Genomic DNA, 15,383 nt, shown 5'->3' on the forward strand with positions numbered 1-15,383 from the left:
ATAGAAGATGAGCATGATGACCTTGACGCTGCACGGCCGAGGCTATAGATAGATCTTCGTCGCCACGACACGGACTGAAACGGCAGAAACGGAATCTGGCTCTCCGGGCGCGGGAGTAGCCTCCTCCACTCACGCCGAAGGTCAGTTCGAATGCCCAAAGCCCCTCATCCACGGAGCCAAAGTGCTTCCGAGATCCCCTGGCGAGAGCGACCGTTTCAACCTCTCCCACGCGCACATGAGATTACCGGCGTCTCGATAGCGTCTTTGTACAAGCTCGCCGATGAGGGCCGGCTCGTCTTCCGCCGCATCGCGGGACGGACCCTTGTCGAAACTGCAAGCCTGATCCAGCTCGTCGACTCGGCGGAGCCGTGGAGGCCATCCGAACGAGGAGCCGCCGCCAGGGCAGCTCGCGCCGAAAACGCTCGCGCAAATTGGCGGAGCTAGCCTCTTCATGGCCGGCCCCCTGCTCGGAGCCTTCGTGTGCCGCGGCGCGACGGACGACGCGCCACACGCCCTCTTCACGCCGACTCTCCTGCCCGATTACGGGCCGGGTGATCGGGAGTTTCTCGATCCGGATCCGTCGCGGCTGGTCCAGATCCGGCCCGTGCTCGCGGCTGAGTGCCCGCAACGCAAGCTGATACCGGCGGATCGGGTTGTGGTCTGCCGCGCGTTCAACGGGCTGCCCCCGATGTACGCGCTCGTGCGGCTTAAGCCGTTCCAGTGCGAGAACACACCTCAGAACGTCGAGAAGGCGATCTGGCAGCTCGCGGACTTCGACCAGTCCATTGCCGATCACTGCATGGCCGCATTCCGCGCCAGCACGCAGCACGCAGCCCGCAGGAGGCGGTAAATGACGCTGCCGATCGAGAACACATGGCCGATGAACGTGCCGTCGAGCCAGGGCGAACCTCGCGTGACGCTCCACGCGCTTCGAACACGGCATACCTGGGCTTCCGGATCCGCGTTCACGCATTCGCTCCGGTTTGACGATCCGGCCGGCGTGCTCGTCGCACTCGTCAGGCTGTCCGACGCTGAGGCTGAGCATGACCGCTGCGTCGAGTACGCCGTTGAGCACCTTGAGCAGGCCAATCCGTCAGCGGCCGCCGCATTCCGAGAAGTCCTGTCCCACTCGGCGCAGTCGCGCCTTCCTTGCGCGTTCGACTGACATGCTTGCAGCAACCTTGAAGCTGGCTGCGGACACTCCGAAGAGTCCGCTCGTCGCCGATCACGGAATGATGCGCGAGTTCGCGAAGGCGATCTTCGCGAGGTGTCCGGCACGGGGTTGGGTTTCCCTCAGCGCTTTTGAACACCGTGAGGAACGCTTTGTAGCCGCGTGGACTTGGGCGCCACTCGACACCGAGCTGGTGCAAAGAGCCAGCGCGGTGGCCACCCGGGTCGCCAACCTGGGCCGCCCCGCCGTTTTCTGTCCACCGCTGACGGTGTTCACAGGAGCCTTGGACGAGAATGGCCGCCGGCGGGCACGAGAACGTGACGTCCTCTACGGCCCGGTTCTATCCGTTGAACTGGACGAGCGGCCCCAGCAGGCTCGCGAGCTCCTGGCCGAGACACTCGGCCCGCCAACCGCGATTGTTAGGTCCGGCGGGTTCTGGACGGCTTCCGACGGCCGTACGGAGCCGAGGCTTCATCTGCACTGGCGTTTGAGCAAGCCTGCAGAAGGAGCTGTCGCGCTCGCGCAGTTGAAGCGGGCTCGTCGCATGGCGGCTGCGCTAGTCGGGGCAGACTTCTCTGCGGTTCCGCTCGTTCACCCGCTGCGGTGGCCCGGTTCGTGGCACACGAAACATCTGCAGAACCCCCGACTGTGTGAACTCGCATCGGTTTCCGATTCAGAGCTCGAACTGGAGGATGCGGTTGCACGGCTAGAATTGATGCTGTTCATCAGGGGCGTCGCAGTCGACCAGGCCCGGCTAGCGGGGGCGCGGGTTGGATGGACGACGAAGGAGCCGCTTCCCCCCGAGGCTCTCACAGCGCTCGCCAGATCAATCCCGAACCCGGAAGACCTCAGCTGGGCTGAGTGGAACACGATCGGGATGGCGTTCTGCGACGCCTCGCACGGCAGCGAGGACGGGCGCGAAGCCTTCGCCGCGTGGAGCGAGAAGAACTCGGCCAAGTTTGACGCGGACGAGACTGACGCGCGTTGGGACCACATCAGCAGGTATCCGCCTTCGGAGCTCAGCGCGGGCACGCTGATCCACCTCGCACGAGCGGCTGTCCCCGGCTTCATGCTGCCCGACCAGCGTCCGCCGAGCACATCAGCAGACAGATGGACCGACACAAGCGACGACGCTGTAGCGAGAGAGGAAGAAGGGGGCCTCCCCGACTACATTGCGCGACTGAACCGAGAGCATGCGTTCGTTATGAACGGCGGAAACGCACTGGTCGTGAACGAAGGGGCTAGCGGCGCCATAACCTTCTCCTCCCGATCCGCGTTCTTCGACCGTTACGCTAACGACACCGTCCGGGACGGCAACAGAAGGCTATCCGTTGCACAGGCGTGGTGGGAGCACGCCCATCGCCGGCAGTACCTGGCCGGCATCGACTTCATGCCGGAGGGGGCTCCCCCAGGCGTATACAATCTTTGGAGGGGCCTGGCGCTCAAACCTGACGCGACGCGATCTTGCGACCGCATCCTGGAGCATCTGCGCACGAACGTGTGCGGAGATGACGAGACCCTGTTCAGGTGGGTGGTCGGCTGGCTGGCGCATATCATCCAGTGCCCGGGAGAGAAGACCGGTACAGCCTTGGTGCTCAGGGGCGATCAGGGCGTCGGCAAATCGATCGTAGGCGAGTACGTCAGCCGGATCCTCGGCCGCCATCACGTAGTCGTCTCCCAGGCTGACCACCTGACCGGAAAGTTCAACGCGCATTTGCAGACCGCGCTCTTGGTGCAGGTCGAGGAAGGCCTTTGGGCGGGGGACAAGGCCGCAGCCGGCGCTCTCAAAGACCTGGTCACCTCACCGCGGATGAGGATCGAGCGGAAGGGCGTCGATGTCATCGAGGTGCGGAATAACATCCGCATCCTCATGACCACTAACAATCGCTGGGCGGTTCCGGCCGGGCTAAGCGAGAGGCGGTTCGCCGTCTTCGATGTGAGTGACGCTCGGCGGCAAGACAAGTCCTATTTCGGCGCGATCTACCGCGAGATGGAAGAGGGAGGCGCCGCTGGCCTGCTCCATAAACTTCTCGCGTTCGACCTAAGCAGCGTCGACCTCCGCACCATCCCCGACACAGCCGGCCTGCTGGATCAGAAATTCGAGAGCCTCGAGCCGCATCAACGGTGGTGGCTCGACACCCTGAAGCGCGGAGCGATCGGCCTGCTCGATGGCTGGCCGGAAGAAATCTCCCGGCAGGAACTCATTGCCGACTACGAGAAGACAGCCATGAAGCTACGTGCTCGGCCGTTGAGCCAGCAGGCGTTCGGGAAGGAACTCAGGGCCATCTGCCCTTCACTCGGTGATCGGCGACCGCGCCTTGGCGGCTCGAGCGGTCGGGGGGCACGCACCTACGTGCTTCCGAGCATTGACACATGTCGCGCTGATTTCGAGCGCGCAGTGCAGGCCCGAGTCGACTGGGACGATGTCTAATGTCGCGCGGCCCATCACATTGGACCAAGTGGACCGGCGTCACGCTAGAAAATGTAACGAAATCAACGATGGTCCACTTGGTCCACATGGTCCACACTGTTCAGATCAATTCACGCGCAAAGAACGGCGTCCTCCCAGCGGTAGGCAAAGACGAGCGGTGCACCCGTAGCCCGCACACATGTAATGAGATTAGCCGAAATCGCGTGGACCATGTGGACCATGTGGTCAGGCCTTTGTTTTCGTTGCGATTTTCAGTTTCTTGGCATGTGGACCGGACTGGACCTCAAGTGGACCGCGCCTGGGCGAGCTCGCCGGCGGACAACTTGTCCGGTTCGCTCCCTTGCGCCGCCTCGGCCGCGATACCTCACGTGCGCTACGAAGAAACTCGGCTCCGGGCACGCCATGCCGCGCCCGGTCGGACAGGGCCGCGTTGATGCCTCGCCGCCCGCCCCGCGCTCCCGGTTGGTCCCAGTCGCTGCAATGGCGCCTCATCGCCTCGAACGCGATCACGCGATGGAATCGGACCCGTCATCTTCTCCCGAAATGCGGCGCCGTCCGAAAGCACGATGGCGGGACGTGCCAGCAGCTTGCCATGCCGAACGGGCGGTGCGCTTACCACGGCGGCCGGACGCCGAAGGGGAAAGACTGGCACAAGCCGCGTTGGCCGAGCGACGGCCCACGGGCGATCGAGAAACTCGGCCGCAAGCTGAAAGATCGAGAGCGCGCCGGGAAGAAGCGAGCCAAGCGCCTGGCGGCCATGTCGCCGGACGAGCTGGCCGCCCATCGCGAATGGCAGCGGACTCACCGGCCGGGCCCGCCCGGCCCACGTGCTCGAGCCCGGCACGAGCGACAAGGCGCCCGGGCGATGCAGCGAGCCTTGAACGATGCTCGTGACCCGGGGCCAGTCTCGCCAGAACGCGCCGAGCTTCAGGCCCAGGCGGCCGAACTACGTCGCATGCTCGCCGAGCTAGACGCAGAGCGCGACCGCCTTCCTAACGCCTTTGACTGACGCGAGAAGCACCATGACGAAACCCGCCCGCGACCCGGCACAGGTTCGTGCCGATCTCAAGCGCCGCGCCCAAACCGAGGGCCTCCTCGTCGCCTACGAGACGAGCCTCGAGATCTGTCGGGACAAGACGGCCCCGGCGAGCGCGAGATCGGCCGCCGCGGGCATCCTCATGAAGCTCGCGGGATCCGACGATGAGGACAGCGGCGGAAAGGATCTGCACGAAATGGACGGGGCCGAGCTCGCCCGGTACGCGGCGGAGCTTCGCAGGAAGACCGAAGCCGCTGAGGCCACGCTCGTCGAAGACGACGGAGAGGAAGCTGCAGCCGGATTGTTCGGCTGACTTCGAGTCCGACTTACGAAGGTGCCTTCCGAGTCTTGCGCTCCTTCATCCGGCTTAGCGCTCGATGGATTCGCATTGCCATGAATGCAGGGCTTTTCAAGAATGCACGAAGTCGCGCCGTCTCGGCTTCTGCCTGTTCTCGTTTCAGGCGCTTGGCTTCAGCATTGGCATCTAGATACGCCTGGAGATCGGCCTCGTTGATTAAGACCGGCCGCCCAGGAATGTACGCTAGCTTCCCTTCAAATCTCAAACGAGCAACCGTGGTCTCTGAGCAGCCAAGCCGCTCCGCGACCTCTTTTTGCAGCAACAATCGCGAGCAGGTTTTATCCGTCATTGTAAGTCTATGTCTATGACGTCAGCCATTATGACTGACAGGCTTACACTAACGTTAGATTATCTATGTTGACCACAAAGTCTACTGAGGCTAATCCTGATCCCAGGGAGTCGATTGGCAAAGTCACAGCACGACCTGTAAGCCTGAACGGGTCCGGGGCCCTGGCACCATGTCCAAGGCTCGGCCCAAAAGTGTCAGGACCGTGCGTGTGCGGTCTTTCGAGCTCCCGGACACCCACGCCTCCGTCGAAAGCGGATGCGAGCAATCAGGGATCACACGCATGCTGAGTCTTCGTAAGGGCGACCAGAATCTCGACCGCAGCAGCCTTCAGGATCAGCGCGGCGCGCTTCCAAAGCACGAGCCACGAAGGCCGTTCACTCGCATGACTATCACTGATGCGCCCCCCGAGATCGCAGCCCGATCTTCCGCCATCGCAGCCGATCTGGCCGGCCACTTTCCCGGTGAGGACATTCGGTATGGTGAGCTCGTGACGAGGTGCTCGCGGAAGGGCGATGAGCTCGCGTGCGAAGTGGTCCTAGAGATCGAGCACGGCGGACAGGCCCTCCGAGCGGCTCTCCCGCTCTGGGCGGATCTCTTGGTCAAGCCGGAAGCGGTTCCGGTTCACTAGGCTTGTGACCGAGGAAGGGAGCGGCTCCGGCCGCTCTCTTTTTCAATGCTCTGTAACGCGCACAACGACCGTTGCCATACGTTACAGGATCGGCTTTCATGCTCATCAAAGGGCGTGAAGGGAGTTCGAATGAAGCGCTACGTGATCTATCTCCGGGTGAGCTCGAAAGAGCAGGGCCGCTCCGGGCTCGGCATCGAAGCGCAGCGCCGGGACATCGCGATCTTCCTGGAGCGCTATTCGGACGTGCCGTTTGAGGTGCTCGGCGAGTTCGTCGAGATCCAATCGGGCGCCGACAACGAGCGCCCGGAACTCGCGAAGGCGCTGGCCCTCGTTCGGAAACATCGGGCCGAGCTCCTCGTAGCGAAGCTGGATCGGCTCTCTCGCAAGGTAAGCCTGATTGCTTCGCTTACGGACGATGCGAAGGTGGCGCTCCGGGTCGCGAGCATGCCGAACGCCGACAAGTTTCAGCTTCACCTCTACGCGGCGCTCGCGGAGCAGGAGCGGGACTTCATCAGCGCCCGCACGAAAGCGGCCCTGCAAGCCGCTAAGGCCCGCGGAACGGTGCTTGGCGGGGTTCGTGACACGACGATGGCCCGAAATGTCGCCCGGGCCGAATCGGCCGCCAAGGGTGCCCAGAAACTCGCCAGCGTCGTGCTACCGCTCAAGCAGGCCGGGAAGAGCACGCGCCAGATCGCGGCCGCGCTGAACGAGCTCGGCCTCCGGACCGATCGCGGCGCCGAGTGGCAGGCCATGACCGTCAAACGAGTGCTGGACCGGCTAGGCCCAACCTAGTCGAGCTCGTCGAGCCAATAAACGTCGAAGGCCGCTTCTCCGGAACGGGGCACAAATCGCACCGTGGGCGGCTTGCGCATTGGCCACGGCGCCTTGCCGGCGCCCATCAGCCATCGGCCGATCTCAGCGCTGATCAGCTCGCGGCATCTCCCACCCCAGAACGATGCCTTGTCGATGTTGACCGTCACAGGGCCCGACCATCCCTGGAGATGAAGGGTGACGGACCTCCACTCCCGCCTGAAGTGATACCCACGATCCGCAACCGCGATCTTCAAGCCGTACCCGGCCCCTGAAGGATGCCGGCTACCATTCGTCCAAGCCGTCGCGACGAAACCGGCGTCAGTCATGGCGTCCCCAAACAGTCAGGCGTGACCTTGCCACATGGGCGAAGGTAGTGGGAGCCGTTCTGCACCACCCCGGTCGCCGAGGTTCCGGCCCGAGCCCGGCCCCCGACCCCGACCCACCCCCCGGCACCGGTCGAAACCGATCCCCAGAAACGGCCGAAGGCGTGCCGAGATAATTTCTGCGCAGCACAGGTTCCGGACAAATTGTCCGGATGCGAAGTCAAGATCACGCCGCGCCGACCTCAGATCGACTGCCAGCATTAATCGAAGTATATCGCCATCTTTGCTTGCATTTTATCTTTGCCCGTGCTATGTTTCGCCCCGACATGATCGAGGCACCCGTAGCGGGCCACGGACCCGCGGAACACTCCCCCGAGACGGCGGACGAAATCCTGGCCGATGTCGCCGTGCGCCTCGAAACCGCGGCCATCGGCCGGGACGTTTCGCAGAACGTCATGCGGGCCTGCGCCATCGTCCTCGATGCCCAGGCGCTCGACATGACCCGGGCTTCGCCGGCCGCAATCGACCGGGCCGCCGCGGCCTTCCTCACGGCGATCCAGCCCGTCACCGCTCACCTGGAGCCTGGGACCGATCTCTTCGACTTCGCCTTCCGGCGCGGGGCCGAGCTCGTGCGGATGTTCGGCAACTCGGCGCCCGGCCCGTTCACCACGGACGAGGCAATCGACTTCGATAATCGGTGCGATGCGCTCGTGGCCATCGCGAGCCGCCTTTCCATGTTCGCCGCGATCCGCCGCATCGGCGATCGCGAAGCAGCCCGGGGCCGGGAAGCTTTCCCGCCCTCGAACGCGACCTTTCACTGACGGAGCCGACCGATGCCCATCCGCAGGAACCCCGCTTACGGCGGCGACCCCTACATGGCCCAGGCGGCACAGAACATCGCCTCGCTGTACGCTCCAGAAGATCCGAGCAAGATCGCCGCCGGCGCCCTCGCGTTCCAGAAGGCGCAGGCGGAGCGCGCCGAGACCGAGCGGCTGGCCGACCTCTACAGTTACATGAAATCGCCCGGCTACGATCCGGCGATGGCCGACCGCATGGGTATGGGCGCGGGCCGGTGGAAGCCGACCGAAAGCTTATACCGGGTCGACACGGACGCGGCCACGACGCGCCGCGGCCAGGATGTCGAAGCCGGGACGAAGCAGAACGTCGCGCTGATTGACCAATACGGCCAGCTTAAGCGGCAGTATGCGGCCCCGATCAAGCTCGGCGAGGGCGAGACGGCGTTCCTCCCGCAACAGACCCAAAGGAACACGGGCCTCGCACCCATGCTCGGCGGCCAGACGCGCCTCAAGCCGGGCGAGGTCGTCATCCAGCCCGGCGGCGCCCGCCTAGAGGGCAACCCGGCCCCGGTCACGATGGATCAGGTCCGGGCCGCGACATTCGCGGGACTCCCCCCGGAGCTCCGGCAGGCGCTCATGCTCGGCGGCGAGGGCATCACGGAAGTTCAGACCCCCGGCGGGCCGGTCGTGCAGTCGCGCGCCGGCGCCATCGGGCTTCCGGCTGTCCCGGCCGGCGACAAGATCACCGAAGTCTCTCGCCTCATCGCCGAACGCGACCGGCTCCCGGCCGGCGATCCAAACCGGAGGGCTTACGATGCCCGGATCGAGGCGCTCGGCCGCGGCCAGCAGCAGTCCGCCTATGACAAGGAAATGGATGAAGGCTTCGCGAAGGAGAACGCGAAGATCAACGCCCAGGCGAACGCGGCGCGGACGCAGCTCGGCTCGCTCCAGTTCATGCGCCAGCTTCTCGCCAACCCCGAGACGCAACAGGGCTTCGGCGGGGAGACGGCGCTGCAGTTCCGGAAGGCGCTTGAGGCGCTCGGGATGCCGGTCGGGAACACGACGGATGCCGAAGTCGCCCGGGCGATCTCGAACAAGCTCGCGCTCTACGCCAGGAACGAAGGCGGCGAGAACTTGATGCCCGGCGCGCTCTCGGACAGCGACCGGCCGTTCCTTCAGCAGCAGGTTGCCGGGCTCGGAAATACGCGCGGCGCCAACATGAAGCTCCTCGATTATTATGAGCGCGTCCAGCGCCGTGCGATCGAGGTGGAGGGCCTGCGCCAAGCATATGTCCAGCGGAACGGCCGGATCGACGAGGGCTTCCGGCGGGAGCTCTCGGCATGGGCCGAAGCCAACCCGGTGTTCCCGGAGGCTCGTCCGGAAGCGTCGGCGAACTCCGGAGCCGTGGGCATCCCAGCGTCGGCTCCGTCCGGCGGCGCCCGGCCGCAGTTCCGCGTGCTCAGCGTGAGGTAGCGCTATGCCCATCTTCACCATCCAGACGCCGAGCGGCCGGACGCTCGAGATCGAGGCTCCGGACGAAGCGCAGGCGCTCGCTGGCGCCGAACAGTGGCAGGCAGAACAGAGCCAGGCCGCGCCGGCCGGAGCCCCTCCGGCAGGGCCGAACCTTCCCGCTGGCATGCCGGCGCCTGGCGCGGCGCAGGACCCGAACGCGCCGGCGCCGGAAGCACCGGGCCTCGCGCGGCAGATTTTCGACGCAATGTTCCCGCGCTACGGCGTTGCGGCTTCCGTCGCGAACGGGATGACGTTCGGCACGCTCCCAAATATTCAGGCCGGCACGAAGGCCGGGGCCAATGCGGTCCTGAACGCTATCGGGCTCGGCGACGGCCGCGCGATCGGCGAGACCTACGACCGGACGCTCGCCGAACAGCAAGACGCAAGGCGACGGTTCGAAGCCGAGCATCCCTTCCTGAACCCTGTCCTGAACGCCGCGGGCGGCTTTGCCACCGGCGTCGGGCTCGCGCGAGAAGGCGCCACGCTCGTTGGGCGCGAGACGCTCCCGGTGCTCGGCCGGATGACGGGGAGCGGTGCCGGCCAGACAGCCAAGCGCGCGGCAGCGGGAGCCGTCGAGGGCGCTGGCTACGGCGCCGCGGCGGGATTCGGCGGCGGCGAAGGCGGTTTCGAGAACCGGGCCAAGGCTGCCGGCGACAACCTGGCCGTAGGTGCCGCGCTCGGCGCCGCTGCGCCGGTCGCGGTCGATCTGGCGAGCCGGGCCGGCGGGGCGGTCCGCGACGTCGTCCGGTCCGTCCGGAATCCGGAAGGCCGGGCCGATGATTGGCTCGTTCGCCGGATTATGCAGGACCGCACCTCGCCGGATGAGATCGCGACGGCGGTCCAGCAGGCGGCCGCGGCTGGGCAGCCCGAGTTCATGGCCGTGGATGCGGCGGGCCGGAACACGCAGAAGCTCGCGAAGGCGGCCTCCCGCGCGCCCGGTTCGTTTCGGGATGAGGCATTCGGGCGGCTGAACGCTCGGCAGGAGGGCCAGGCCACGCGACTGGGCCAGTTCAGCGACGAAGCGCTCGGCCAGACCGGCGTCGGCGCCTTCAATACCGAACAGGGCATCGTGAACGCCCGCCGGACGGCTTCGCAGCGCCACTACGATGAGGCGTACTCGGCGCCGGCGCCCTCCGGCCAATTCTATGACGAGATGCTCGACAGGCAGTCCGTGCAGGACGCCTTGCGCACCGTCGAGCGCACCGCGGCCGAGAACCAGCTGCCCCTCACGGAGGTGTTCGCGGAGATCCCAAACCCGAACGCCCGGACGGTGACGCGGCAGGTGCCGACCTCTGTTCTCGGCCCGGACGGCCAACCCATCATGCGGACGGAGACGGAGCTCGAAAATCCGACGCTCCGCGTTCCGACTATGCGCGGCTGGGACATGATCAAGCGGGCCCTCGATACGCAGGTGAATACGGCTTTCGGATCGGTCGATCCGGCGCAGCGTTCCCTTGCGCAGGCCGTCCGCGAAACCCGGGACCAGCTTCGGCAGCGGCTCGCCGACGACAATCCGGCATATGGCCAGGCGCTCAAGCGCTACGCCGACGACACCACGGCTCTTGAGGCGATCCAGACCGGCCGGGATCTGGCGAAAGCGCGCAACGCCGACGAGGCCGGGCTCGCGTTCCGGCAGATGACGCCCGGCGAGCAGGATCTCGCCCGCGCCGGGGCGGCCCGGGAAATTGGCGTGAAGCTGGAGAACCAGCCTGTCGGGAACGATAAGACTCGCATCTTCAGCACCCCGAACATGGAGCAGAAGATCGAGCTCCTTTCGCCCGACCCGACAATCCGGGCGATCTTCGGCGAGCGAGTCGCGCGCGAACGGACGATGGCGAGCACCCGCCGGGGCATCACCGGCGGCTCCGATACAGCCGAGAACCTGGGCGAGGCAGTGGACCTTCCCGGCGCCACTGCGCTCGCCCGGCTCGCGGAAGGCCGGCTTCTCAGCGCCATCTTCCACGGCACCGCGGGCGCGGCGGCCGGCGCCGGCCGGGCTGCAACCGGGATGACGGAGCCGGTTGCGCAGCGCGTCGGATCCTACCTGACGAGCACGGACCCGGCTGAGATCCGGGCACTAGGCGACCTGTTCGCCGCGGCGCAGTCACGGGCCCAGGCCCCGGCAGTCGGGACGGCCGGCACGATCGCCGCCATTGAGGCCCCGCGGCAGCGGAGCGGGCGCCGATCTTCGATCACGGATCTGTACTCGCGATAGATTTGAGAATTGCAGACCGCGGAAGGGGCGATACTCTGGACGGATGACAAACCCTCACCGCACCCGATGTTCGCTCGCAATCGCGGGTTTGATGAGCCTGATCGTACCTGGCGAGGCGTCCGCGTACTGTTCGGAGCCGTCCGCACCGGCCTGCGCAACACGCTACGGCGGCTTCGATGACCAGGACGAGTTCGACCGCTGCAGGCGACAGATGACTTCTTACAAGAGCGAGGTCGAGGATGCGGTGGGCTGCCAGCGGAGCGCTATCGAAGAGGCCCAGCGGGTCTCAGCCAGGGTCGTAAGCGACTTCAACGACGCGGTTGAGAGCTTCAACCGTCGCGCTCGTCGGTAGGCCCGACCCCGCCACCGACAGGCGCTACCGACGATGACAGGAGTAATCGGGATCGGGTTCAGCCTGTTGATGCTGGTAGCCTTTCCGCGACAGACCGAGGTCTCAGGCGTACTGGTCTTGAGCTCTGTCCTGCTCTTCTATCAAAGCGGCGCGACCAACCGGAAATGAGGCGAAGCTTACTAGCGGGATTTTTCGGCAGTTTCCATCCTCGCGACGGCCGATCGACAGCAATGCTCGAGCCCGAAGTACCCGATCATGGTCCACATCCGAGACGGATCCGATGTAAAGGCACTCATACGGTAGACGTCACCTATTCGCTTACAGCCGGGAAATTAACAATCCAGACTCAGCGCCCGCTCTCTCGAGAGCGACCGGATACTTCTGCTGGGGTCGAGGCTGACGGCGTGCTGGTCAGCACCAAGCGGGACGACCGGAGAAGGGTACACGTATCAATCCTCGGAATGGGAAACGAAATCGCGAACGGTAAGGTGGCGTTGAGCGTAGGCGGGGGCTAGACGGGCAAGGAAATGGCGATTGTTGATCCAAGCCGGCTGCTTGCCAGTCTATGTGCCGAGCCTCGGGAGAGCGAGTGGCTGGAGTTCAAGCTCAACAGGTTCGTGCCGGAGGATGTTGGCCGCTATGTCTCCGGCCTTGCCAATTCAGCAATGCTGGCCGGGCAAGAGCGAGCGTATCTGATCTTTGGCGTCGAGGACGATACTCATGAGGTCGTAGGGACCCAAGTTCGCCTCAAGGAAGAGAAAGTCGGAGAGCAACTGTTCGAGCAATGGCTGTCCCGTCTACTCGAACCACGCATCAATCTAGAGTTTGTCGCGTTTGAACACGAGGGCCGTTTGGTCGAGATGATCGCGATAGATCCGGGCTACATCCGCCCGGTTCGGTTCAAGTCCGAACCATTCGTGCGAGTCAACTCAGTGCAGCAGCCCTTACGTGACTTCCCCGAGCGAGAACGAGCTCTTTGGGCGATCACTTCGCGCTATTCGTTTGAGCAGGGGATCGCCGCAACGCATCTAGATAAACGCGATATACTCGAGCGGTTCGACTGCGACGAGCTGTTTTCAACTTTGGGGCTTCGCCGGCTCTCGCCAGCTTCGGTGTTTGATCAACTCATGATGGAAGGGCTGATTGTCGACGATAGGCAAGGTGGCTATGACGTGACGAACTTCCTGGCAATCGTCGCGGCTAAAAAGCTCACAGAATTTCCGTTGCTGAGCCGAAAGGCTCCTCGGGTCATCACGTACTCCGAACCGAACAAGATGAGCGGAGTCGACGATGTCACAGGTGAGAGAGGCTACGGAGTTACGTTTCAGCGTCTACTCCGGTACATTCTCGACCGTGTTCCTCATAAGGAAGTCATAGTTCACGGGGTCCGCACCAAGCGTTTCACGATACCTGAGATCGCAATCAGAGAATTCGTGGCAAACGCTCTCATCCATCAGGATCTCACGTCTGTGGGAGATGGTCCCCGGATCGAGATCTTTCCGGACAAAATCAGGATCACCAATCCTGGCCGGCCACTAATCTCCCCGGATCGCTTCATCGATGCCCCATCAAGATCCCGAAATGAGAAGCTGGCCGGCCTCATGCGGCGGCTCGGGTTCTGCGAGGAGCGCGGGAGCGGAGTGGATCGCGCAGTGGAAGCGATCGAAACCGCGGCCCTCCCTCCCCCCCAACTTCCAGGAAGTCGAAGGCTCTACCGTCGTTACGATCTTCGGCGAGAGACCGTTCGCCGCAATGTCGAAAGAGGAGCGAATTCGGGCCTGTTATCAGCACGCCCAACTTCGGTTCGAAGCCGGGTCCATGATGAGCAACGCAAGCCTTCGAGCTCGCCTCGGGCTTTCTGACAAGCAGTATCCTCAGGTGTCGATCGTCATCCGTGAGGCGATAGAGGCCGGCAAGATTCGCCCGATGGATGAGGACCAGGCGAAGCGAACGGCGAGGTACGTCCCAGCCTACGTCTAGGGCGCCTTTATGTAACTAGCTCGCGGCCGGAATTCACGCTCGGGCACTGGGAAATCAAAAAAGTCAAGCGCCCTAACATGTTAGCCCACAGCGAAACCGTCCCGGTTATGTAATCGGTTCCCGGAACGACAGCGGCCAGAGCTTCGAGTTCAAGTCGCCCGGAGCGGCCCCTCGGAAGCAATCTAGACCCGCTGTGTGAGACGCCTATGTGGGACGGAGTGTTGGAAGGGCTGCTTCGACAAGGCCGAAACCCTTGTGGCACTTGGGTTTCAGCGCTGGCGCGCCCAACGGGACTCGAACCCGTGTTTTCGCCGTGAAAGGGCGACGTCCTAGACCGCTAGACGATGGGCGCGGGGCTGCAGGCAGCGCCGGACGTATAGAGGGCGAGTCGGCTCGGGACAAGCCAGAACTCGCTCCGGCACGAGGTAATCGACACGAAGCTTCACCTTGTGCCTTGTCGGCTCGCGGAGGGGCGTCTAGCGTGCCGCTCGAGACACGGCCGCCGCGACCAAACGAATGAGAACAAGAGCGCTGCCGCTCCTGCTTTGTGCGTTCCTCTGCTCCGCTCCCTCCGCCGTCCACAGCCAGGGCGTCGATATCAGGATCGTCGCTCCCTCCGCCCCAGGTTCGGGCTGGGACCACGTGGCCCAGGCGCTCCGCGGAGCCTTGGCGGAGAAGGGCGGGCTCGAGGCCGTGGTGACGAACAAGCCTGGGCGCGCGGGCGTCCTCGGCCTCGGCCACTTCCTGGCAACCCATTCGGATACCGACCTGCTCGTGACTGGCCTCACGATGCTCGATGCGAGCGTGCTCGGTCGGAGCGGAGCGGAGTTCGCCCGACTTAGGCCGATTGCCCGGCTCAGCGCCGAGCCTTACGGCCTTGTGGTCCCGGTGAACTCCCCGCTGAAGTCGCTGGATGACCTCAGGGCGGCGCTACTGACAGAGCCGGCACGGCTCGCGTGGGCAGGTGGGCCGAGCGGCGGTGTCGACCATGTCGCAGCCATCCTCCTCGGCAAGGCGCTCGGCATTTCCGCGCAGCGGCTGAACTACGTCCCGTTTCTCACGAGCTCCGAGGCTGGCATCGCCGCCGCGGAAGAACGGGTCGGGATCGCCATGCTGGCGCTGGGCGAGATCCAGCGCGAGATCGCCGCAGGCCGGCTCCGACTCCTGGGCGTGAGCGCCGCCGTGCGACTCCCGGGCCTGGATGCGCCAACCCTCAGCGAGGGTAGCATCCCGCTGGAATTCGCGAACTGGCGGGGTGTCATGGCGGGACCGGCTCTTTCGGCCGAGCAGCAGGATCGGCTTGCCACGCTCGTCCGCTCGGCGGTCGACACAAGGGTCTGGCAGCAGATGCTCCAAAGCCGGAGTTGGCAGGATGCGTTTCTCGCACCCGAGCCCTTCGCCGCCTTCGTCCGGGAGGAGCATCGGCGCGTGCAGGAGGCCCTCAAGGCAGCCGGCCTCCTGAAGAAGGGCGACTAGCG

General features: G+C 64.9%; 12 protein-coding genes and 1 tRNA gene. 10 read left to right on the forward strand and 3 right to left on the reverse strand.

The genetic code is table 11. The features are described from left to right. Nucleotides 1–451: 451 nt before the first annotated feature. The 4 genes from ACO2SS_RS03395 (at nucleotide 452) to ACO2SS_RS03410 (ending at nucleotide 4,951) form a co-directional block, all read left to right on the forward strand. Nucleotides 452–850, forward strand: a complete 399-nt coding sequence (locus ACO2SS_RS03395) for a hypothetical protein (protein WP_423276146.1) — start codon at nucleotides 452–454, stop codon at nucleotides 848–850. Next, a complete protein-coding gene (locus tag ACO2SS_RS03400; RefSeq protein ID WP_423276147.1) occupies nucleotides 851–1,165 on the forward strand; it encodes a hypothetical protein in 315 nt (104 codons plus the stop codon). A 1-nt stretch (nucleotide 1,166) separates the two neighbouring features. Then, on the forward strand, nucleotides 1,167–3,602 hold the full coding sequence (locus ACO2SS_RS03405) for a DUF5906 domain-containing protein (RefSeq protein ID WP_423276148.1): 2,436 nt from the start codon (nucleotides 1,167–1,169) through the stop codon (nucleotides 3,600–3,602). A gap of 1,022 nt (nucleotides 3,603–4,624) precedes the next feature. Next, nucleotides 4,625–4,951, forward strand: a complete 327-nt coding sequence (locus ACO2SS_RS03410; protein WP_423276235.1) for a hypothetical protein — start codon at nucleotides 4,625–4,627, stop codon at nucleotides 4,949–4,951. A 13-nt stretch (nucleotides 4,952–4,964) separates the two neighbouring features. On the opposite strand, the gene ACO2SS_RS03415 is transcribed toward ACO2SS_RS03410, so the two are convergent. Continuing rightward, entirely contained in the window at nucleotides 4,965–5,285 is a 321-nt protein-coding gene (locus ACO2SS_RS03415; RefSeq protein ID WP_423276149.1) for a helix-turn-helix domain-containing protein, read from the reverse strand. Nucleotides 5,286–6,042: 757 nt separating this feature from the next. Here ACO2SS_RS03415 and ACO2SS_RS03420 point away from each other — a divergent pair. Then, a complete protein-coding gene (locus tag ACO2SS_RS03420; protein ID WP_423276150.1) occupies nucleotides 6,043–6,705 on the forward strand; it encodes a recombinase family protein in 663 nt (220 codons plus the stop codon). On the opposite strand, the gene ACO2SS_RS03425 is transcribed toward ACO2SS_RS03420, so the two are convergent. Then, a complete protein-coding gene (locus ACO2SS_RS03425; protein ID WP_423276151.1) occupies nucleotides 6,702–6,893 on the reverse strand; it encodes a hypothetical protein in 192 nt (63 codons plus the stop codon). The two genes, ACO2SS_RS03420 and ACO2SS_RS03425, sit on opposite strands and share 4 nt — an antisense overlap. Nucleotides 6,894–7,375: 482 nt before the next feature. Between ACO2SS_RS03425 and ACO2SS_RS03430 the strand changes: the two genes are divergently transcribed. From ACO2SS_RS03430 to ACO2SS_RS03445, 4 genes are all read left to right on the forward strand, one after another. Then, nucleotides 7,376–7,870, forward strand: a complete 495-nt coding sequence (locus ACO2SS_RS03430; protein ID WP_423276152.1) for a hypothetical protein — start codon at nucleotides 7,376–7,378, stop codon at nucleotides 7,868–7,870. Nucleotides 7,871–7,882: 12 nt separating this feature from the next. Beyond that, nucleotides 7,883–9,319 carry a hypothetical protein gene (locus tag ACO2SS_RS03435; protein ID WP_423276153.1) on the forward strand — a complete coding sequence of 479 codons (1,437 nt, stop codon included), beginning with the start codon at nucleotides 7,883–7,885 and terminating at the stop codon, nucleotides 9,317–9,319. A 4-nt stretch (nucleotides 9,320–9,323) separates the two neighbouring features. After that, a complete protein-coding gene (locus ACO2SS_RS03440; protein WP_423276154.1) occupies nucleotides 9,324–11,573 on the forward strand; it encodes a hypothetical protein in 2,250 nt (749 codons plus the stop codon). 879 nt (nucleotides 11,574–12,452) lie between these two features. After that, nucleotides 12,453–13,787 carry an ATP-binding protein gene (locus ACO2SS_RS03445; protein ID WP_423276155.1) on the forward strand — a complete coding sequence of 445 codons (1,335 nt, stop codon included), beginning with the start codon at nucleotides 12,453–12,455 and terminating at the stop codon, nucleotides 13,785–13,787. Between the two features lie 394 nt (nucleotides 13,788–14,181). On the opposite strand, the gene ACO2SS_RS03450 is transcribed toward ACO2SS_RS03445, so the two are convergent. Next, nucleotides 14,182–14,257: transfer RNA gene (locus tag ACO2SS_RS03450), tRNA-Glu, on the reverse strand. Between the two features lie 164 nt (nucleotides 14,258–14,421). Here ACO2SS_RS03450 and ACO2SS_RS03455 point away from each other — a divergent pair. After that, nucleotides 14,422–15,381 (forward strand): tripartite tricarboxylate transporter substrate binding protein, encoded by a 960-nt coding sequence (locus tag ACO2SS_RS03455; RefSeq protein ID WP_423276156.1) that lies wholly within the window; start codon nucleotides 14,422–14,424, stop codon nucleotides 15,379–15,381. The last annotated feature ends 2 nt before the right edge of the window (nucleotides 15,382–15,383 follow it).

Origin of the sequence: Enterovirga sp. CN4-39 (assembly GCF_049446235.1) — a bacterium.
Taxonomy (GTDB): Bacteria; Pseudomonadota; Alphaproteobacteria; order Rhizobiales; family Beijerinckiaceae; genus Enterovirga.

Excerpts from the sequence above, each read along its gene's own strand:
- ACO2SS_RS03395 (WP_423276146.1), top strand. The coding sequence starts at position 452 with ATGGCCGGCCCCCTGCTCGGAGCCTTCGTGTGCCGCGGCGCGACGGAC.
- ACO2SS_RS03400 (WP_423276147.1), top strand. The coding sequence starts at position 851 with ATGACGCTGCCGATCGAGAACACATGGCCGATGAACGTGCCGTCGAGC.
- ACO2SS_RS03405 (WP_423276148.1), top strand. The coding sequence starts at position 1,167 with ATGCTTGCAGCAACCTTGAAGCTGGCTGCGGACACTCCGAAGAGTCCG.
- ACO2SS_RS03410 (WP_423276235.1), top strand. The coding sequence starts at position 4,625 with ATGACGAAACCCGCCCGCGACCCGGCACAGGTTCGTGCCGATCTCAAG.
- ACO2SS_RS03415 (WP_423276149.1), bottom strand. The coding sequence starts at position 5,285 with ATGACGGATAAAACCTGCTCGCGATTGTTGCTGCAAAAAGAGGTCGCG.
- ACO2SS_RS03420 (WP_423276150.1), top strand. The coding sequence starts at position 6,043 with ATGAAGCGCTACGTGATCTATCTCCGGGTGAGCTCGAAAGAGCAGGGC.
- ACO2SS_RS03430 (WP_423276152.1), top strand. The coding sequence starts at position 7,376 with ATGATCGAGGCACCCGTAGCGGGCCACGGACCCGCGGAACACTCCCCC.
- ACO2SS_RS03435 (WP_423276153.1), top strand. The coding sequence starts at position 7,883 with ATGCCCATCCGCAGGAACCCCGCTTACGGCGGCGACCCCTACATGGCC.
- ACO2SS_RS03440 (WP_423276154.1), top strand. The coding sequence starts at position 9,324 with ATGCCCATCTTCACCATCCAGACGCCGAGCGGCCGGACGCTCGAGATC.
- ACO2SS_RS03445 (WP_423276155.1), top strand. The coding sequence starts at position 12,453 with ATGGCGATTGTTGATCCAAGCCGGCTGCTTGCCAGTCTATGTGCCGAG.
- ACO2SS_RS03455 (WP_423276156.1), top strand. The coding sequence starts at position 14,422 with ATGAGAACAAGAGCGCTGCCGCTCCTGCTTTGTGCGTTCCTCTGCTCC.